The sequence below is a fragment of the Indolivaga capnocytophagoides genome (genome assembly GCF_036511535.1).
Lineage (GTDB): Bacteria > Bacteroidota > Bacteroidia > Bacteroidales > Dysgonomonadaceae > Dysgonomonas_A > Dysgonomonas_A capnocytophagoides.
The window spans coordinates 3,555,396-3,576,766 of the sequence record NZ_AP028867.1 but is presented as its reverse complement, the minus strand read 5'-3'; the positions used below and the strand labels follow the sequence as shown (position 1 = coordinate 3,576,766).

The 21,371-nt window shown below is 38.6% G+C and carries 18 protein-coding genes and 1 tRNA gene; 12 read left to right on the top strand and 7 right to left on the bottom strand.

Translation table 11 applies throughout. The features are described 5' to 3' along the window. Positions 1-8: 8 nt before the first annotated feature. Together AABJ51_RS14475 and AABJ51_RS14470 are read right to left on the bottom strand one after the other, a co-directional pair. The gene (locus AABJ51_RS14475; protein WP_338373115.1) at positions 9-1,145 is read right to left on the bottom strand and encodes a T9SS type A sorting domain-containing protein; all 1,137 of its coding nucleotides are present in this window, start codon (positions 1,143-1,145) and stop codon (positions 9-11) included. A gap of 365 nt (positions 1,146-1,510) precedes the next feature. After that, positions 1,511-1,583 (bottom strand) — tRNA-Lys (locus AABJ51_RS14470). 169 nt (positions 1,584-1,752) lie between these two features. Between AABJ51_RS14470 and mutY the strand changes: the two genes are divergently transcribed. From mutY to AABJ51_RS14420, 10 genes are all read left to right on the top strand, one after another. After that, complete coding sequence (mutY, locus tag AABJ51_RS14465; RefSeq protein ID WP_338373114.1) at positions 1,753-2,835, top strand: A/G-specific adenine glycosylase; 1,083 nt, start codon at positions 1,753-1,755, stop codon at positions 2,833-2,835. A 47-nt stretch (positions 2,836-2,882) separates the two neighbouring features. Next, positions 2,883-3,374: a low molecular weight protein-tyrosine-phosphatase gene (locus AABJ51_RS14460; protein WP_338373113.1), complete on the top strand. Its 492-nt coding sequence runs from the start codon at positions 2,883-2,885 to the stop codon at positions 3,372-3,374. Further along, positions 3,371-4,276 (top strand): DMT family transporter, encoded by a 906-nt coding sequence (locus tag AABJ51_RS14455; protein WP_338373111.1) that lies wholly within the window; start codon positions 3,371-3,373, stop codon positions 4,274-4,276. The genes AABJ51_RS14460 and AABJ51_RS14455 overlap by 4 nt, the downstream gene beginning before the upstream one ends. Before the next feature lie 270 nt (positions 4,277-4,546). After that, positions 4,547-4,978: a dUTP diphosphatase gene (gene dut / locus AABJ51_RS14450; RefSeq protein WP_134435599.1), complete on the top strand. Its 432-nt coding sequence runs from the start codon at positions 4,547-4,549 to the stop codon at positions 4,976-4,978. Positions 4,979-5,144: 166 nt separating this feature from the next. Continuing rightward, positions 5,145-6,902 (top strand): tetratricopeptide repeat protein, encoded by a 1,758-nt coding sequence (locus AABJ51_RS14445; RefSeq protein WP_338373108.1) that lies wholly within the window; start codon positions 5,145-5,147, stop codon positions 6,900-6,902. An 18-nt stretch (positions 6,903-6,920) separates the two neighbouring features. Then, entirely contained in the window at positions 6,921-7,772 is an 852-nt protein-coding gene (gene lolB1 / locus AABJ51_RS14440; RefSeq protein ID WP_338373106.1) for a lipoprotein insertase outer membrane protein LolB1, read from the top strand. Between the two features lie 24 nt (positions 7,773-7,796). After that, positions 7,797-9,182: a murein hydrolase activator EnvC family protein gene (locus AABJ51_RS14435; protein WP_338373105.1), complete on the top strand. Its 1,386-nt coding sequence runs from the start codon at positions 7,797-7,799 to the stop codon at positions 9,180-9,182. Then, a complete protein-coding gene (locus AABJ51_RS14430; protein ID WP_338373103.1) occupies positions 9,167-10,075 on the top strand; it encodes a sugar 3,4-ketoisomerase in 909 nt (302 codons plus the stop codon). Before AABJ51_RS14435 ends, AABJ51_RS14430 begins: the two co-directional genes overlap by 16 nt. Then, positions 10,050-10,991, top strand: coding sequence for a GNAT family N-acetyltransferase (locus AABJ51_RS14425; protein ID WP_338373101.1), 942 nt, complete (start codon positions 10,050-10,052; stop codon positions 10,989-10,991). The genes AABJ51_RS14430 and AABJ51_RS14425 overlap by 26 nt, the downstream gene beginning before the upstream one ends. A 40-nt stretch (positions 10,992-11,031) precedes the next feature. Then, on the top strand, positions 11,032-12,249 hold the full coding sequence (locus AABJ51_RS14420) for a DUF6051 family protein (protein ID WP_026626472.1): 1,218 nt from the start codon (positions 11,032-11,034) through the stop codon (positions 12,247-12,249). Positions 12,250-12,316: 67 nt separating this feature from the next. Here AABJ51_RS14420 and AABJ51_RS14415 read toward each other — a convergent pair whose 3' ends face one another. Both AABJ51_RS14415 and AABJ51_RS14410 read right to left on the bottom strand, forming a co-directional pair. Then, positions 12,317-12,808 carry a metallophosphoesterase family protein gene (locus AABJ51_RS14415; RefSeq protein ID WP_338373098.1) on the bottom strand — a complete coding sequence of 164 codons (492 nt, stop codon included), beginning with the start codon at positions 12,806-12,808 and terminating at the stop codon, positions 12,317-12,319. Beyond that, entirely contained in the window at positions 12,805-13,293 is a 489-nt protein-coding gene (locus AABJ51_RS14410) for a pyridoxamine 5'-phosphate oxidase family protein (RefSeq protein WP_134435593.1), read from the bottom strand. The genes AABJ51_RS14415 and AABJ51_RS14410 overlap by 4 nt, the downstream gene beginning before the upstream one ends. Before the next feature lie 629 nt (positions 13,294-13,922). On the opposite strand from AABJ51_RS14410, the gene AABJ51_RS14405 reads away from it, so the two are divergent. Together AABJ51_RS14405 and AABJ51_RS14400 are read left to right on the top strand one after the other, a co-directional pair. After that, entirely contained in the window at positions 13,923-14,990 is a 1,068-nt protein-coding gene (locus tag AABJ51_RS14405; RefSeq protein WP_338373095.1) for a M20 family metallo-hydrolase, read from the top strand. A gap of 42 nt (positions 14,991-15,032) precedes the next feature. Continuing rightward, positions 15,033-16,439, top strand: coding sequence for a DUF3329 domain-containing protein (locus AABJ51_RS14400; protein ID WP_338373094.1), 1,407 nt, complete (start codon positions 15,033-15,035; stop codon positions 16,437-16,439). Here the strand turns inward: AABJ51_RS14400 and AABJ51_RS14395 are convergent. The 3 genes from AABJ51_RS14395 to AABJ51_RS14385 all read right to left on the bottom strand — a co-directional run bounded on the left by AABJ51_RS14395 (position 16,436) and on the right by AABJ51_RS14385 (position 21,370). Next, positions 16,436-18,418: a KUP/HAK/KT family potassium transporter gene (locus AABJ51_RS14395; protein WP_338373093.1), complete on the bottom strand. Its 1,983-nt coding sequence runs from the start codon at positions 18,416-18,418 to the stop codon at positions 16,436-16,438. The genes AABJ51_RS14400 and AABJ51_RS14395 overlap by 4 nt on opposite strands. A gap of 181 nt (positions 18,419-18,599) precedes the next feature. After that, positions 18,600-19,700 (bottom strand): DegT/DnrJ/EryC1/StrS family aminotransferase, encoded by a 1,101-nt coding sequence (locus AABJ51_RS14390; RefSeq protein ID WP_338373091.1) that lies wholly within the window; start codon positions 19,698-19,700, stop codon positions 18,600-18,602. Positions 19,701-19,711: 11 nt separating this feature from the next. Further along, positions 19,712-21,370, bottom strand: coding sequence for an APC family permease (locus AABJ51_RS14385; RefSeq protein WP_338373089.1), 1,659 nt, complete (start codon positions 21,368-21,370; stop codon positions 19,712-19,714). Position 21,371: the final 1 nt, after the last annotated feature.

Below are 21,371 nucleotides of genomic sequence, written 5' to 3'. Positions count from 1 at the left end.
CTCCGATTTCATTTCTTAATCAATTTATCAGAATACACTTTATAACCCGTACCTATACTTATAATATAAGTTCCCTTAGCTAAGGATGAACAATCGATCTGTTCACTATATACTCCACTTGAAAAAATAGGTTTAACTACAGTTTTTATAAGCCTGCCCTCAAGATTGTAGAGTGAGATCGTTACCGATGAAGGCTTCTCCAGATAATACTCTACTGCCAGTATGCTTTCAACCGGATTAGGATAAAAATTATAGGAGAGATTTGCATTGGGTTGTTCTTGGATTGGATCTGTCACATCCGGTATCTTATGATCGATATTCCATAAACTATCCAAAACTGCCAGATTATCCGGATCTGTATCTAAATACAGATGTTCTTGTGGAGGAAAGAAAAAAGCTGTTGAAAATTCATTCGCAGTAGAATCCTGTGGAATTGTTTTGATCGTCTCAAAAATTGGATAACGATACCCCTTTGAGAACCATTTATAGTTCTCGACATTCATATCCAAGATAGTATTTACATTATTATTGACATCGAAAATAGTCTCCTTGATGGTTTGTACGGTCTTTACCCGCATGACATTCTTCAGAGTATCTCCTGACGGAAGAATCATTACACCGTAAGCATCAGCTGTCTGTTTAATTTCTCCTTGTGATTCGAAAGGGATACGACATGAATATAGTCCTTTTGACTGGTATTCCTTTTGATGCGGTTCGTTATAATTAGTAGGATATGCCATCGATAATAGTGAAGGTGTATACTTCAGGGAAGTCGTCGCATTTTCATGACCCAGAACATACAGGCTGTTATCTTTCACCTGTAGATAATACATGGTGCTGTGCTCTGTTCCGATCAGATACCGTACCGAATCATTATTTGCTTGTATGGTGTCACGTCCCAATATATAGTAAGAATTGTCCAATAAATCAGGAGAAGAATAAGTCAGAGAGTACCGGTTATTAATAGATTTGAGTTTTCCAAAATCCCAGATGACGTTTTCTCCTTCTCTTCCGGGATCTTTAAATTCGACCTGCTGTTTTATTATTTCATCGCCGGAACGGGGACTGTTATAACGTTGTACGATTTGCGCTGTTATTGTCAGCGGAATGGACAATAACAGAATAGCAGTAAAGCGAAACTCCATATACTGTATATTTTAGTTGTTTTCAAGTTTGTATTTATAGTCTTGTTCATTGTGATCTACTCCAATGAATCAAGTCTAAACAATGTTTTATGATTGAAAATAATGATTAATTGGTCTAGTGTCTGTCTTTAATGTTTTGTAAAATTAGATTGCTTTGTAAATATATGTTATTTTTCGGATAAAACCAATACGTTCCAGAATGTTTGGATCTTCTTTTGTATGACTCTATTTTCAATAGAGTAAGTGCCTATTCGAAGTTTTTCTGCTAAGTAGAGCCTTATTACTTAAGACAATATCATACATCTATTCTATGAATAGAATGAAAACAAAAAAGCAATCACATTTCTGTAATTGCTTTTTCCAAGTGACCCCGGAGAGGCTCGAACTCTCGACCCAATGATTAAGAGTCATTTGCTCTACCAACTGAGCTACGGAGTCTTTTGTTTTTGGTAGCACAAAAGTAAAACAAAATATTTATTTAAAATAACCTTTCTATAAAAAAATACTTATCACAAACATCACATTAATAAATAAATTCTATAAAACATCCATATCTTATAAGTATCTTTGTATATCTCAACTAAAAGAGAAAAAAGAGTAACTATCTATGGATCAGCATTCACTATTTATCAGCCAAACCTTAATCGAATGGTATAACCTGAACAAGAGAGAGCTGCCTTGGCGAGAAACAAAAAATCCTTTTAAAATATGGATTTCCGAAATTATCTTGCAGCAAACCCGTGTTGCTCAGGGATACGACTACTATGTACGATTTATTGAAACATTTCCGGACATTGTTCAATTAGCTAATGCTGACGAAGATACAATTCTTAAATTGTGGCAGGGATTAGGTTATTACAGCCGAGCCCGTAACCTTCACACAGCAGCCAAGCAGGTAAGAGATAATTTTGGAGGGAAATTCCCCGACAGATACGAAGATATCCTTTCTTTGAAAGGTGTCGGTGATTATACAGCCGCTGCTATTGCATCTTTTGCATTTGACCTCCCCCATGCCGTTGTCGACGGAAATGTGTTCCGAGTGCTATCACGGCTATTCGCAATTAACACTCCAATAGATACATCTGCCGGAAAAAGATTATTCACAGATCTTGCAAATGAATTACTAGACAAGGAACAACCCGGAGAATACAATCAGTCTATCATGGATTTCGGGGCTATACAATGCGTTCCGGTATCCCCCGATTGCACTATCTGCCCTCTTGCCGACAGATGCTTGGCTCTGTCTCATAAACAAGTATCATTATACCCTGTCAAACAAGGAAAAACAAAGGTAAAAGAGCGATTCTTCAATTATCTGGATATTCATTTCGGACCAAATACCTATCTCCACAAACGGACAGGTAATGATATATGGAAAAACCTCTACGAATTGCCACTGATTGAGACCGACAAGGATATTACAATAGAAGAACTTCAGAATACTGAAATTTTTCATGCTATTTTACAAAATGCAGGAACAATTTCGATCCACCCAATGAGTTTTTCGATGAAACACGTACTGTCTCACCGTATTATTCACGCCCGATTTTACAGAATAGAAATTACAGACGATACGGAGTTAAAAGATAAATATATTAGGACCTCAACTTCTTCTGTCGGAGACTATGCAATATCACGTCTTGTCGACAGATATTTCGAGCAGCAAGGAAAACCGACTTTATTTTCTTAATAAATTGTATCTTTGTCGTTACTTTACTAACAAATTGTCAAAAAAGCATGAAGTCAAACAAATATAAAATACTCTTCGTCTGCCTTGGAAATATATGTCGCTCTCCGGCCGGAGAAGGTATTATGAAAAAGATAATAGAAGAGAATAATCAGACCGATTTTATTGCTGTCGATTCTGCAGGAACATCAGGATACCACGACGGAGATCTACCCGATAGGAGGATGCGTAGTCACGGAAACCGCAGGGGATATAAGTTCGATTCTATATCACGGAAATTTACAGCAGACGATTTCGATGATTTCGACCTGATCATAGCAATGGATGACAACAATTATGATAACATCATGAAGCTAAGCCCTGATCTGGAATCACAGAAAAAAGTCCATCGAATGGTCGATTTTTCAAAGAAATACGGATATGACCATATCCCCGACCCTTATTATATGGGTGCTGATGGCTTTGAATTAGTTCTCGATTTACTTGAAGATGCCTGCGAAGGTTTATATAGTTATTTAAAGGAAAACCAAAATATTAGATGAATACTAAAATTATAAAAGGGATATTTATTGTATCAATGGGAGCAGCCTCGTACGGAGTGCTTGCAGTAATGGTAAAACTTGGTGGACAAGATGGATACTCTACAGGAGAATTAACTTTTTCTCAATCGTTCATAGGCTTACTTCTTTTGTTATTTTTTAATATGGGACGCAATGTTGCAAAACCTCAGGTTGAACAACGAAAAATACCGGTTGCTCAAAAATGGAAATTGATGCTGGGCGGTATTCCATTTGGTCTCACAAGCTCATTCTACTACTTGTCATTAACATATACATCGGTTTCGGTTTGTATTGTCATGCTTATGCAGTCGGTTTGGATTGGTTCTGTCATAGATTTTGTCATCAATAAAAACAAACCGACACCCAATAAAATCATCGCAATCATAATAGTATTGGCAGGGACAATACTCGCAACCAATCTTTTTTCGTCAGACATTGCCATAGACTGGCGCGGAATATTCTGGGGACTGATGGCTGCCTTATCGTATTCGGTCAGTCTGCTTGTGTCAAACAATGTGGCAACGGGATATCGTCCTTTAAGCCGTTCTCTATATATCATTGCCGGATCGGCTACTGTGGTTACACTTATTTGGGGATATTCCCTATTCAATCAGTTTGATCCCAGTGTATTGTGGAAATGGGGGATCCCCATCGCATTATTCGGAACGGTACTTCCTCCCCTGCTATTTACAAAAGGAATCCCTGTTATCGGTGTAGGATTGGGCAGCATTCTGGCTTCCATCGAATTACCTGTATCAGTAACTATGGCACGGATAGTATTAGGCGAACAGATAAATATCTCTCAGCTTTTGGGTATCATCCTGATACTTTTAGCAGTAGTAATAATGAATATTTCTTATCTTAAGCCGTCAAAATCTCATTAAACGTTAAGATTTTACCAAATTCGGTTATCTTTGATAAAGAATTAATTAATTTCGCAATAGAAATTAAGGCGACAGGTCTAATTAATTAAGTAATAGAAAGTATTTAATGATATATTCAGGACGTACTTTGGTCGTTTTGCTTACCAAAGCAACGTTTAAAGCAGTGAGAGCAGAGTCAAGTTTACTTGAACTTTGCCAAATCGCGATAAACGACCGATGTAATTGAATAAAAGGGTCTGAAATCTTAATATAAAAATAAAGTTATCGTCGATGAATGTCAGAATTATAAATAAGTCACGCCATACACTACCTGAATATGCAACTGAATATTCGGCAGGATTAGATTTGAAAGCCAATATCGAGAGTGATGTAACATTGCAACCCCTTGAACGGGCATTAATCCCGACAGGATTGTATATCGAACTCCCGCAAGGATACGAAGCCCAAATAAGACCCCGCAGCGGATTGGCTTTAAAACATGGACTGACCGTACTAAACTCACCCGGAACAATAGATGCTGACTACCGAGGCGAAATTCGTGTCATTCTGGTCAACCTTTCTAACGATCCTTTTGTTATTAAAGACGGAGAACGAATCTGTCAAATGGTCGTAGCCGCACATGCACGGGTGGAATGGGTTGAAACAGACAATCTCGATGAAACAGAAAGAGGAGCAGGAGGTTTCGGTCACACCGGAAAGTAAGTGTTCCATTCGCACATAAAGAGCTATACTACACACAACTATAAATTTTGCAAGTAAAAGCAGATATTTAATGATGCGCTTTTGAGAGTAATAGCTATCGATACATTTATATTTGTTCATACTTGATTAATTAATAAAAGAGGTCTGAGACCTTAATGTTTACTTTATGCAAAAGATTAAAATTTCGGTATCTTTCTTTATAACCTGCTTGATGGGGATTTCTTTTGTTTTTGCCCAAAAAGTAAATACAGCTCCCGGTGAGGACAAATTATCAACAGAAGACCGACGCAAATTCGACAACTTCTTTTACGATGCGATGAACGCCAAATCTCTGGAGCAATATACCTCAGCATATGACTATCTGCAATATTGCATGAAAATAGACTCGACGAATGCAAATGTATTGTTCGAGATGGGTAATTTTTATAATTCTCTCAAGGATAAAGACCAATCTTACCATTTCTATAAAAAAGCCGTACAATACAGCCCCGACAATTACTTTTACAATATGGCGTATGCGGGCAGCTCTATCGAACAACAGGATTTCAAGACAGCAGCTGCTATTTATCAGAAACTGATTAATGAAAATCCGATGAAGGTAGAATTGTATATGTATCTATCGGAAGTATATCGTCTGGACGGAGATTTCACAAAATCTATTGAAGCCCTTAATGACTTGGAACGGACAATGGGAATGAATGAAAAAATTACCATCCAGAAATTTAAACTATACTCGGCTCTGAACGATAAGAAAAAGGCCTACGCCGAAGTACAAAAGTATATCGATAAAAATCCGGGAGATATCCGTTACTATATCCTATTGGGCAACTTATACCTGCAAGACGGTAAAAATAAAGAAGCTCTGGCATCATTCAACAAGGCTAAAGCGATAGATCCGAACGATACATTCCTTATAACTTCGATGGCTAACTATTATCAGGCCATAGGAGACCAACCAGCCGCAGAGAAAGAACTTCGAGCTTCACTTTTTAACTCGAAAACCGATGCCGATACCAAGATTAACGTGCTCACTCAATATATCGGTATCCTGCAACAAAATAAACAAGATCTGGAGCCAACAAATAAACTGTTGGATTCTCTGATGATTGAATATCCGCAGGAAGCTAAATTCAATTTGCTATACGGAAATTTGCTGATGGTTCAGAACAAAAAGAAAGAAGCCAACTTCCAATACCGTATATATGCCGAATCTGACCCCACAAATCCAATGGGTTGGGAGCAGCTGCTCCAATCGACAGATATGGACAGCATAGATGAGCTTATCAGTGTCTGCAAATCGGCTATATCATATCTTCCTGAAGAAGCACTTTTCTACTTCTATCAGTCTATCGGCGAATTCCAGAAAAAAGAATACAGGCAAGCACTCAGCACAATAAACAAAGGAATAGAGTTTGCCGATCCATCTAATGCCAATCTGCTTTCGGAATTTTACAGCCAGAGAGGCAATATATATCATGAGCTGAATAACGAAGACAGCACTTTTATCGATTACGAAATGGCTCTTAAATACAATCCTCAGAATCTGGGAGTATTGAATAATTACAGCTACTATCTTTCGCTGAAAAGAAAAGATCTGACTAAAGCTGAGAGCATGAGCAGTATAACGATCAAGGCTGAGCCGACAAACCCTACATATCTTGATACTTACGGATGGGTTTTATTCGTTCAGGGAGCATACACAACTGCCAAAATTTATCTTGAAAGTGCGGTTAAATACAGTCTTGAAAAAGAAAAAGAAATCTCAGCCGAAGTACTTGAACACTACGGAGATGTTTTGTATATGACCGACGAAAAAGAGAAAGCTCTTGAATATTGGCAAAAAGCAAAAGAAAAAGGATCCGAGTCCAAAACATTAGAGAAAAAAATCGAGACGAAAGCATATATTGCCGAACCCACAAAGTAAGAACGTATTTTACAAAAGATGAGAACATCTAACAGAATATTTATACATAAGGTTCTATTTGCAATACTACTAGCTATTGCATTTAGCGGTTGCGGAAGCAAAAAGAATATTATATCTACAGACGGTTCTGTGGCTGCGAAATCGCAGGAGCAGCTCCTTGATGACGCATTGGCTGCGCAAATCAATTATAAAACAATCAGCGGCAAAGTATCTCTCGAATTAATGAGAGGTGACCAGACTTCGGGCATGAAAGTAAACAGCCAGCTGAAATTAATTAAAGATCAGGAAATTCAATTATCTCTGCGTGCTCCTTTTATCAATTCGGAAGTATTCAGATTGAATATTACCCCCGATTCGGTATTTGTAATAGACCGTTTATCAAAAAAATATGCGGCAGAAAATATAGGAGAATTGGGCAAGCAAAAAGGCATACAATTCAATTTCAATAATATGCAGGCATTATTTACAAATGCACTGTTCGTTCCCGGAAAAAATACTGTTGAAAAAAAAGATTATGACTCTTTCAGCATAACGATGCAAGGTGGACTATTTTATCTGTTGACTAAAGATAAGAAAGGCATACAGTACCACTTCTCTATAGATGCAAACGACAGAGTAACATCTACTAATATTAGCGGAACAACCAATGAATATGCTTTGCTTTGGAATTACAAAGATTTTATCAAAGAATCAGGATATACTTATCCATCGCTGATGCAGGCAGATGTTACGGTAAAAAAGAAACGGGTGAAACTAAATATGGCTTTTTCATCTTTAGAGTTCGATAAGGAATTAACTATAGACAACAGCCTGCCAAGCAAATACGAGAAAGTTTCGGTTCTGGATATTTTAAAGAATTACATAAAGTAAGGGCATAGACCTATATAAATAAAAATGAAATCATTTTTAACTCTATCTGCAATATTAGTATTTTCGGTACTATCGGCTTTTTCCCAAACGAATAAAATAAAAGATTTGGAGAATAAGCGAAAGTTGGCATTACGTGAGATAGAGAATACAACATTACTCCTGAACCAAACGAAAAAAAGTACGTCGACTCTGCTAAATAGAATAAATATGCTGAGCGAACAAATCAACTCCCGCCAGAAGGTAATATCTCTTCTCGGTGATGAAGTAAACGCAATAAGCAGGCAGCAGGCTATCACACAGGCTGAAATAAAAGACCTTGAATTAAAATTAAAAGATCAGCAGAAATCATATGCTAAGGCTCTTGAGAGTATTGTCTTGAGAAAGCAAGGTATGAATAAATTGCTATTCGTCCTTTCGGGAAAATCATTGGGAGAATCTCTTCGCCGTATGAAATACCTGAGAGACTACTCAGATTGGCGAAACCAGCAAATCATAGATATAAGGGAAAAACAGCGAATCCTTCAAGAAAAGAGAGAAGCCCTCGAAAAATCAAAAGCAGACAAACTGGCTCTGATGTCTTCGAGAGAAAAAGAACAAACAAATCTGCAAAAAGAAGAAGAAACTCATAAGAAAGAGGTAGACGACGCCGGAAAAAAACAAAAAGAACTGCAGGATATACTGACCACCAAGCAAAAACAGGCAAACAATCTGAACGCCCAGATTGAAAAACTTATTGCACAGGAAGTAGAAAGACAGGAGCGTGAAGCACGCCGTCTGGCTCAGGAAAAAGCGAAAAGAGAAGCTGCTGCAAAACGCCGTGCTGAACAGGAAGCCAAACGAAAAGCCGAGGCGGCAAAAAGAGCAAATAAAACCACTAAAACAGAAGAAAAAGCCGAGACCAAAACTGAACCAGAGCCAGATAAAGATACAGACATACCTGAAGTGGAAGAACTGAGTACAGCCAAAACGGTAGTGACAAAAGAAAATTTTACCCTTTCGTCTAATTTTGCATCTAATAAAGGAAAACTGCCTATGCCGGTAACCGGAAGATACAGTATTATCGGACGTTTCGGAACCCATCAACATAGCCGCTTCAGAGTAACCACCAACAACGGAGGTATTGATATACAAGCACAGCCCGGAGCGCAGGCCAGAGCTGTATTCAATGGCGAAGTTACCCGAATTGTGGCATTTCCCGGATACAATAATTGTATTATCGTAAGGCATGGCGGGTACTACACGTTCTACGGAAACATACAACAGATAAGCGTAAGACAAGGGCAAAAGGTTACAGCAGGACAGGCTCTCGGTCAGATTTATACCGATTCGGATACAGGCAGTGCACAGCTGCACTTCCAGCTTTGGCAGGGAACAACCAAATTGAATCCCGAACCATGGCTCAGAAAATAAAACATACGGAATACCTCTTTGATCTACCCAAAATTGAAGACGCAAGAGGTAATCTTTCTTTTCTTGAAGAAGGAGGAGATATCCCCTTCAGTATTGCCCGTATATATTGGATATATGACGTTCCGGGAGGACGAAAGCGGGGAAGCCATGCTTTCAAAACACAGCATGAGGTAATCATTGCCCTTTCGGGCAGTTTCGATATAGTTTTAAATGACGGAAAGGAAGAACGCAGATACACCCTCAACAGATCATACAAAGCACTGTATGTGCCTCCATTGATGTGGAGACATATAGACAACTTCTCGACAAACTCGGTATGTCTCGTAATCTCATCCGGAAGTTATGATCCGGACGAATACATACGCAATTTTAAGCAATTCAAGCAATACCTTAAGAATGATATTCCGAATCCGGCTATAATCCCTCAACCTCATCAGCCAGTGATTATACCTGCCGATATTCAATACAGTTCGGTCGAAGACTGTAATACGATTAGTCTGCCTGTTATACAGCACAATAGAGCGGGTAGCCTCACTCCGATTCACAATTCGGTAGATATTCCCTTTGATGTCAAACGCATCTTTTTTGTATATGATATTCCTTATGGAAAAAAGAGAGGAATACATGCACATAGGCACTGCCATCAGTTTATCATAGCTGCATCGGGCAGTTTCGACATCGAAATTGATGATGGAAATAAAAAAAAGAAAGTAAATATGAACCGTCCTACAGAAGGAATTCATATATTGCCGGGTATATGGTCTAAAGAATTTAATTACTCTTCGGGAGCAATTTGCCTTGTCCTTGCATCAGAAAGATATACAGAAGAGGATTATATTCGCAAATACAGTGATTATAAGCAGCTTTATGGAAATAAAACCAGCAATCTATAATAAAGAATCATCTACACAGTGGGATCTATTCGTAAAATCTTCGAAAAATGCCACATTCCTCATGCACAGAGACTTTATCGAATACCACAAAGATAGAATAACTGATTTCTCTCTGATTTTCACAATAAAAGGCAAGATAATAGGATTACTTCCGGCAAACAGTATAAATCACGATTCAATATACTCGCATCAAGGATTAACCTATGGGGGTATAATTACTAACGAAAGCATGTCGGCATCACTTATGCTAGACCTTTTCGGTACACTAAAAGCTTTTCTTTCCCAGCAGGGATTTAAAGAGTTTATATACAAACCCATTCCACATATATATCACCGGATACCTTCGGAAGAAGACTTATATGCTCTCTATAGAAACCAAGCCGAACTTATAAGCAGAAACATCTCATCGTGTATATACTATGATACCTCAATCAGTTATGCACAACTAAGAAAAAGAGGAATAAAAAAGGCACAAAATAAGGGTCTGTCTATCTCGGAAAGTGATAACTTTGCTATGTTCTGGCAGATACTCGAGACTAATCTTATGCAGAGGCATAATGCAGAGCCTGTACATTCTCTGGCTGAAATAGAATATCTCAAATCGAAATTTCCGACTCAGATCAGACTGTTTGAGGTTAAGAACGGAGACCAGACGGTTGGAGGATGTGTGGCTTTTGATACAGATAGAGTTGTACATATCCAGTATATATCGGCATCCGAAGAGGGAAGACAGCAGGGAGCTTTAGATTATCTGTTTGACCACTTGATCCAAAAAGCTCAATCGGCATGTAAACACTTCGATTTCGGAACTTCCACAGAGCATGGAGGAACAATTCTCAACGAAGGATTAATCTCTCAAAAAGAAGGGTTCGGAGCCAGAGGTATTGTATATGATACTTACAGAATAAAGTTATAAGGTCTCAGACCTACTCATTGATATTAGTAACATATTAAAAATGGAATACATTGATTTATATAAACACCTCAAAGACATTGAATCATATGATGAAAACGAGGTCGATATTGACGATAAAACAATATTAAGAAACTTCAATTTCGAGTCCAAATACCGCTTTATCCTTCCAGGCGGAGCAGGTAATCTGGACGAATACGAATACCCATTAGGAGCTGAACCAGATTGCGAACCTGATATTATTCAGGAGATGCTGAACAAAAGGGATGCGGAAATACTTGAAAATATCAAATTCAGGTATCACATGATTATGCCTAAGTCCGAAGCCAAAACCAAGGGTGTGGTTCTTATGTTTCATGGGTTTAATGAAAAACATTGGAATAAGTATCTTCCGTGGGCTCGTTACATAGTCGAGAAAACCGGAAAATCGGTTATCTTATTTCCTATAGCATTCCACATGAATCGTGCTCCTGCCATATGGAGTGACACCCGTGAAATGTACACTATAAGCCAGCAACGCAAGAAAAGGCATCCGGATGTTATCGGATCAAGTCTTTCGAATGTTGCGATAAGTACCCGCCTGCACAATAAACCACAGCGTTTTATATGGTCGGGATTGCAAACTTATTATGATGTAATAGATCTGGTTACTGAAATTAAAGACGATAAGCATCCATACATCGACAAGAATGCCGGTTTCGATATATTCTCTTATTCTATCGGAAGTTTTCTATCTGAGATTCTGATGATGACGAACAAAGATGCTTACTTTTCTAATTCCCGATTTATCTCGTTTTGCGGAGGTGCTGTTTTTAATCGACTTTCGCCCGTATCTAAGTTTATACTCGACAGTGAAGCTAATGTGAGTTTATATTCTTATGTGGTTGAACATCTCGAAAGCCATATGAAGCGGGACGAAGTTTTGCGCCACTATCTGAGCGAAATACATCCCGAAGGTGTTAACTTCAGAAGTATGCTCAATTACAAAACTCTGACCCGCTATCGGGAACAAAAGTTCAGGGAAATGAGTGAGCGGATATATGCTATTACTCTAAGTGAAGATACTGTAGTTCCGGCTTATGAAGTTATCAATACCCTGCAAGGTACAAACCGCGATATTCCTATCCGTGTAGATACATTGGAGTTTCCGTACAAATATACACATGAAGACCCGTTTCCGGCTCTCGAAAATATAAAAGAAGAAGTAACACGGCAATTCGTTAAAACATTTGATCTGGTTTGTGATTTTCTTCAGAAATAGGATTCAACTCTACCTCATACAAAAGGGGAGAAGTAAAACCTCTCCCCCTAATTTCTGTTCTGAAACCTTAATCGGATAATTCTATCACTTCCAGATCTCTTATATTCCCGGCATCAATGACGAACCGAAGTAAAGTCCTCACTTTGTGGAATCCATACTTACCGGCAGCTCCCGGGTTCATGTCCAGACATCCGAATTTCTTATCATACATTACCTTCAGTATGTGAGAATGTCCGCAAATAAACAATTTAGGAGGTTTTGTTTGTAGAATCGCCCGAACACGAGGATCGTATTTTCCGGGATATCCTCCGATATGAGTAATCAGGACATCAACCCCCTCAATGTAGAATCTCAGAAATTCGGGAAAAGCCGCGCGCACATCTGCCCCGTCTATATTGCCATATACTGCTCTGAATGGCTTAAAGGCTCCAAACTTAGCAGTAAGACTCAATGATCCAATATCTCCGGCATGCCAGACCTCATCACATTCAGCAAAATGAATTTTGAATTTATCATCCCAATATCCGTGGGTATCAGAAAGCAGACCTATCTTTTTCATTTGTATTCACGGGATTTTTTATATGGAACACCAAATATTTTTCCGGATATACGATCTATTTTTATTTTCCAGATTTTTACATTTCTGACAGCAGGATCAGAATATTTAAAAGGGCGTTCGGTATACTGCTCCATCAATATATTTAAAGCTTCGACCTTTTCATCAAAATCTTCGACAAACTCTACACGCCCCCTACAAATAACACTGCTGCCCTGTACCCTGTAACTGCATGCAACCTCCTCGTTCTGATGAGTAATTACCGAGTCGGTACAGAATGTGATACAAATATCGGGATTAGCAGTCAAAGACCTCACGGCATTCCCCTCAGGTCCCGAATGAAGATAAACCACATCATCTTTGTATCCGAAATTCATGGGTATGACATAGGGCAGCCCTTCGGTATCAATCATACCGGCAAAGCATTCTTTACATTCCCTGATTGTTTTCTCGATAAATTCCCGTTCTTCTATAGTGATTGTAACCATTGCTATGAGTTATAGTTTGTTTCATAACAAAGGTACGAAACTTAAAATAAATATTTCGCTATCTTTGAGGACTGGCATCCTTTTTTATCTATAGAGAAAAGGTTCAGAATAAGAGAAGGAAGTTCCATGCGAGAAGAGTTATTTTGATGTAACTTTTGTTACCTTTTTTATAAATTATGTCAATCAGTAGTTAGATTGATAAAACGTTCTTTTCAATTATGCTTTCAAGTTCATCTATTTTCTAACGCAGCCTCCCGGCTTTGTTTTTCATTTTGCCTTGATGCAAAACGAAACAAAAGATCAAGACTGCGTCTCCAACCCGACCCGCTCAGCTCTCGAAAGCTAAGACAAATAAAAATGATTATCGCTGATATCTATTTGTCTTTTAACGCTTTCTTCGTGCAGCGGGTACCCCGGGCTTCCGCCGAGGTCGAAAACCTGACGGACGAGGGGTCACAGACCCTTTTGTAGGCTGCCGCAAGCAATCTCTGATTGCGCGTAGTAAATAGGATAATTTAAAAGAACATTTTTCAACGACTGATTCGCATAAATATAAGAATGGTTACTGATTATTTTTTAGTGATAGCTATTCATTGACTTTGTTACTTTTGTAACCTTTTAAGTAAATTATGACAAAAGATATAGACGAATTATACTACGAGGCTGTAGATCTCCTAAAAAGAATGATAAGTATTCAATCTTTCAGCAGGGAAGAAAAAGACGTTGCTGATATGATAGAATCATACATCGGATCAAAAGGGTATAAACCGGAACGTACAGGAAATAATATATGGATAAAATCGCCCGGATTTTCAGATCAAAAGCCGACAATCCTTCTTAATTCACACATAGATACAGTGAAACCTGTATCGGCATGGTCAAAAAAACCTTTTGATCCTGTGATAGAAGACAATAAGTTATTCGGATTGGGGAGTAACGACGCCGGAGCAAGCGTTGTGAGCCTGATGCATGCTTTTTTCTGGCTGACTGATAAACTACAGGATTATAATCTGATATTTTTGGCTTCGTGCGAAGAAGAAGTCTCCGGAAAAAATGGAACTGAACTGGCTCTTCAATCGATTCCTACCCCTGCTTTTGCCATTGTAGGAGAACCTACCGGAATGAATCCTGCCATCGCCGAGAAAGGCTTAATGGTACTCGATTGCCAATCTCATGGAGAATCGGGTCACGCAGCCCGTAACGAAGGAATAAATGCCATTTACAAGGCAATGAAGGACATTGAATGGTTTCGTACATTTCAGTTTGCCGACAGCAGTGCTCTGCTTGGCCCTGTGAAAATGACCGTAACTATGATTAATTCGGGAACACAGCACAATGTTGTACCCGATATCTGCTCATTTGTTGTAGATGTCAGAAGTAACGAGTGCTACAGCAATCAGCAATTATACGAAATCATAGATAAGCATACCGAATGTGATGTAAAACCACGATCATTCAGGCTCAATTCATCGAAAATAGCTTTGGAAAACCCGTTTATACAAAGAGCCATCATTATCGGGTTAGAACCTTACGGATCTCCCACTCTGTCAGATCAGGCTTTAATGAATTTCCCTTCGGTAAAAATGGGTCCGGGAAATTCTGCACGCTCACATACAGCGGATGAATACATTGTTCTTGATGAAATAAGGGAAGCTATTGAGTATTATACTAAACTTTTGGATGGTTTAATTATATGAACAGGTCAGACTAACAACCTCTAAAACAAATACAATGTACTTATGCAAAGGGATATAATACAAACATTAAACATTTTTTTCAACAAAACAGAGAAGTTGCTTCAATCTGAGAAGTATTCTAAAATATGCTTATATACTTTTATAATAGTATTCTTTATACTAATCTTTATTTTAAATAGATTGTATCCCCTCTTTGCTGATGACTGGTCATACTCTTTTGTATATGGCGGAAATGAGAGAGTAAAAAATATCAAAGATATTTTCATATCTCAATATAGGCATTATTTCATGTGGGGAGGAAGAACCATTGTTCACCTGATTGCTCAATTCTTGCTTTTTATCCCTCCTTGGATCGCAGATACAATAAATAGCATCGCTTACATTGTTTTCACCTTTGTAATATATAAAATCGTACGAATCGGAGAAACAAAAGAATCTCCTCTACTATTTATTCTCATACAATTACTACTCTGGTTTTTACTTCCGGCATTTGGTGAAGATTTCTTATGGATAACAGGGAGCGCTAACTATCTATGGGGAACCCTTCTCATCTTACTGTTCTTATACCCTTATTGCAAACTGATTTTTAATAAGAACAAGATACAAGATAATAATATACTCAAAGCTATTCTGTTTTTTATATATGGAGGTATAGCCGGATGGACAAATGAGAATACAGTTTTAGCAATGATTATAGGCTGCATATCAATCTTAATATGGATCAAAATCTCAAAACAAAATATTCCATATTGGGCTATAGGGGGAATAATCGGAGCTTTATTCGGATACATTTTCATGGTTGCGGCTCCCGGAAATTATATCAGGTACCAAATAATACTTTCTGTAGGCTGGAATCTTAATCCAGGCTCAGGCTCTTGGGATAAAATACTAGTACTAGTACAATTATTCTTCGAAAAGATATTTCCTATCTTATGTATTTTCGTTCTCTTATTTATAACATACACTACATTCAATAATTCAACTAAACAAAAACGCCAGATTTTTACATCGTTGCTATTTCTTATTTTGGGACTTATTGCTTTTAGTGCAATGAGTTTTTCGCCTGTATTTCCAACCAGAGTATGGATCGGTATTATTGTTTTCATGATTATTGCCCTATTACGGATAATCGAATTAGAAAACCGACAAATGATACTAGCGCAATTTATAATAGCAGCTTGTCTGCTTTGTTATTACCTTGTAACATATACTCAAGCCGTTATAGAATTAAATAAGGTGTCAACGATACTCTCCGAGAGAGAGAAAGTTATCAGTTCAAATCAAAACAAACATGATCTGGAATTAGTTGCCGACAAAAAAATGCCTCAGCTCCAATTATTTAAAGAGTTGATAGAAATACCCTCTGATCGTGACAACTGGCTAAATAGAGATTACTGCCGGTTTCATGAGATAAAATCATTTAAGACCAATGAGACAGAGAATCCTTAATCAGCCGATTCTTCCTCTGCTTTTTCGGATTTATGAAGCAGTTTCGATAAGATATCGTCTGTATGATGGACATTTACCAGAGGTACAGTTTCCACGACAGCAAACGAAGGATCGAGATCGAGCATCTGAGTATCTGATGTACTCAGCCTTTTCACCAGATTATACAGAGCCAGTATTATCTGCTGTCCGGCACTCAATTCGATATTACGGAATATACGATCAACCACATAGAAAGCAAAATCACCTCTTGCTCCATGCATCGAAGGATAACGCGATGCAAGATCCACCAGATTTTCTTTCTCCATATTATAACAGATCAGCCTCACATAACGGTCGGCGTGTATCCCCACTTTAAAACCTATACGGAGGTCGATACGAAATACTTTTCCGGGAATAAAAGTCTTGACATCATACTCAAATTCATACGGACTATCGGAACGCCTTATTCGAACAAACCAATATGTATCGGCTCGTTTCGGAAATTTGTTGAATAGCGAATAAGTTATCTTACTCTCCAAGGCATTCTTATTGTTAGCACTGGTAATGTAAACAAGGTTTGTCGCACTCTTCGGAATGGATGAATCATCGCTTATTTCATTGATCCGGTTCAGGTATGAGTCATTTATCTGATCGTAAGTTGTATAATGCCTTTTGATACGCCGCCCGTTAAACCAAGAATACATCATGAAGAATATCAATCCGGCGATCAATATCGAAGCAAAACCTCCATGGGCAAACTTCTGCATATTAGCCACAAAGAAGCTGAACTCCATAATAAAGAAGAATACCGATACGGGAATACTAAACCACAATGGCTTCCTCGTTTCCCTGAAATACAGGAAGAGCAGCAAAGTAGTCATCAACATACTGAGCGTGATAGCCAAACCGTAAGCAGCTTCTAACCGTGACGAGGATTCAAACATAAGGATAATGATAATACATAAGATCATCATTGTGAAGTTTACAGAGGGGATATACATCTGCCCTTTTATATTGGTCGGGTATTTTATCTTTACATTAGGCCATAAGTTCAAAGAGATAGCCTCACTGATAACTGTGTAAGAGCCGCTTATCAATGCCTGACTGGCAACTATAGATGCTGCTGTAGCCATTAATACCCCGATAAAGCTGAACCACGAAGGCATCATGGCAAAAAACGGATTGATACCATGCTGCACAATGGACGGGTTATCGATAATCCACGCAGCCTGCCCCAGATAATTGACAATAAGCATCGATTTTACAAAGATCCATGATATCCGTATATTTTTCAGTCCGCAATGCCCTAAATCGGAATACAAAGCCTCCGCCCCTGTTGTACAAAGAAATACAGCCCCGAGGATAAACATCGTATGAGGAGCATGTACCAAAAACTTAATAGCATAAACAGGATTAAACGCCTTGAATACGGTAAGTTCATGAACCAGATGACTTGCACCCACTATTCCCATCATGATAAACCATGCAAGCATCATCGTTCCAAAATACTTTCCGAGCGAACCTGTACCTAATGGCTGTATAAGGAATAATCCGATAACAATAATCAGTGTAGCAGGAACAATAGGAACTTCGGGAACTATATTATTCAACCCTTCCATAGAAGTAATCACAGTCATGGCAGGAGTGATAATACCATCTGCAAGCAATGTTGCAGCACCTAATGCGGCTATAATATATGCCCAACGGAATTTTTGCCTGATAAGTGCATATAACGCCAAAATACCACCTTCGCCGTTATTATCGGCTCTAAGGGTCAATATTACATACTTAAGCGTAGTCTGGATAGTCAAAGTCCATATCACACATGATACGGCTCCGATTATGTAATCGGGTCTCGATAACTGATTATCGGGCAACGCCTCGAGTATAGATTTCATCACATAGAGCGGCGATGTACCAATGTCTCCATACACTACCCCGATAGCCATAATAATCCCTATCGGACCAAATGGAACTCTATGCTTCTTATTTGTTCCCATACATGCTGAATAAAAGCAAATATTTAATAATCATCCACAAATGCAGTATATTGTTCTGCTCTCTTAACTTCTATAATTAATTCGAAAGAGTCTATGCCCTCGAAATCCGGTCAAAATTAGTCCTTTTTTATGAGGATAATACACTTCTTGTATTAAAAAGCCGGCAGAGCTGATTTATACATTATCGAAACTCATTCAAAGCAGAGCATATGCGTATCACTTCTTCGTTTTTCAACGATATACGTAAAGGCAGGCTAATTATCTGATCCGCTATCTTTTCCGAAACGGGATATGATAAACTGTTCCACTCTTTGTATGCCTCCTGCTTATGTGGCGGCAACGGATAATGTATTTCCGTACGGATACCTTTATCCGACAAATATTGCTGCAACCGATCTCTTTCATGACACCGTACCACAAAAAGATGAAAAGCGTGTTGTTCAATTTGTTCAACCCATGGTAAAGCTATTAATTCATTCTGAATATTTCGGAGATAAAAAGATGCTATATTCTGTCTCGCTTGCACCTCTTTATCCAGATATTTCAACTTAACAGCTAATACAGCCGCTTGTATTTCATCCAACCTTGAGTTTTCACCCTTATACTTATTTATATATTTGGATGTCGTTCCATAATTTGCCAATGCTCTGACAATAGCAGCCAACTCTGAATCATCGGTTGTTACAGCACCCGCATCACCCAAAGCTCCGAGATTCTTAGTAGGATAAAAGCTGAAAGCCGTTGCATCACATAAGCTACCGACTTTCTGCTCATAATAAGCTGCTCCATGAGCCTGAGCCGCATCGTCTATCAACTTCAGGTTGTACTTTCTGGCAATCTCTTTCAACTCATTCATTGGGGATACCAACCCATACAGATGAACAGCAAGGATAGCTTTTGTTCTAGAGGTAACCTTATCCCCTATCTTCTCGGGATCGATATTATAGGTATTTATGTCTGGCTCTACCAAAACTGGAACTAAGCCACTGCTGCTTACAGCCAATATGGAAGCAATATATGTATTAGCCGGAACGAGAACCTCATCCCCATCTTTCAAAACACCTAATTCTTTATATGATTTCAGGATCAAAGAAATAGCGTCCAACCCATTTCCTACTCCAATACAATTTGCAGTACCACAATACTGAGCATAAGCCCTCTCGAAAGATTTGACCTGATCTCCTAAAATGTACCACCCCGAACGAACAACACTCAATACAGCCTCCTCAATCTCCGATTGATAGGGCATATTGGTTTCTTTCAAATCTAAGAATGGTATCATTGTATATTCGTTTATTTATTTATCTGGGCTAATTTACTCTTTTTATATCCATAAAGAAAATAAATAATCAAACCTATGGCAAGCCATATCAGGAACATATACCAGTTTGACCATCCGAGTTCAGTCATCAGATACAGATTGATAAGTATCCCGATTGTAGGCAATAGCGAAAAGCGGAATTTATAGGCAGCAAAAGACATGCACAGCCAAGTAGCCCAAAATATAATAAGTAAAGGTTTTTCGGAGATAATCTCTTTATAATCGAGTTTAGTAATAAAAAGCACAGCTGTTATAAGGAATAAAACACCGACAATGTATTTTCCGTTGATATACGGAACCTTAAATTTCGCTTTCTTACTATATCCCTTATAATCTAGATAAAGTATTCCGGAACAAACCAAAATAAAAGCAAAGAAAGTACCGACACTCGTCAGGTCGACAACAAACTGCATATCAAGAAACAACGAAGGAACACAAACTATAATGCCAGCAATAAGAGTTGCGAAGGTTGGCGTTTTGTATTTAGGGTGAATTTTTCCAAAGCGAGGCCAAAGCAGTCCATCCCTGCTCATAGTCATCCAGATGCGGGGCTGTCCTATCTGAAATACCAATATAGCACTGGTTATGGCAATAACAGCACTGACAGAAACAATACCGGCTATAAAATCCATATCCACTTTCTGGAAGACATATGCCAGAGGATCATCTACACCCAATTCTTTATAATTGACCATACCGGTCAACACAAGAGTGATCGCTATATATAATACCGTACAAATACCAAGGCAATAAAGCATGGCACGGGGCATATCCCGTTGCGGGTTTTTACATTCTTCGGCTGTTGTAGATATAGAATCGAATCCTATAAAAGAAAAGAATACAGCGGCAACACCTCCCAGAATACCCTGAGCTCCATTAGGCGCAAAAGGCGACCAGTTTTCGGGTCTTACAAAGAAACATCCTGCTCCTATCACCAATAGTATGATACCTATTTTAAGGAAGACCAGAAGATTATTTACGAAACGGGATTCTTTGATTCCGACAAATACCAAAGCACTCAACACAGCTATTACTGCCCCGGCCGGAACATTTACCAATACTTTCATCCCCATAAACTCAGGTGCTGTACGGTAAGTTTCGGCAGCCTGCAAAACATTGGCAGGTAAATGAGATTCTCCTGACATTACTTTCTGAAAAGCCTCATAAGCCGACAGATAACCGATAGATAAATAATGCGGCCAATGAACACCGAATCCTTCCAGCATAGTTGTAAAATAGCCAGACCACGAAATAGCTATCACCATATTCGAAACAGCATATTCGAGAATAAGAGCCCATCCTATAGCCCATGCAAACACTTCTCCCAATGTCGCATAAGTGTATGTATAAGCACTTCCACTAGTGGATATCATTGAGGCAAACTGAGCATAACAAAGGGCTGTGAATATACAAGCCACGGCCACAAACACAAATAAGAGTGATACTGCAGGCCCTCCGTTAAAAGCGGCTCGTCCGATAGTACTGAATATTCCCGCACCTATAATAGCGGCAATACCAAACAAGGTAAGGTCTTTTACTCCTAAAACTCTTTTCAATCCATAGTCTGTGACTTCATCGCCATGACCACCTTTACTAATATCTTTTCTCCTAAACAGCGATTTCGCTTTCATC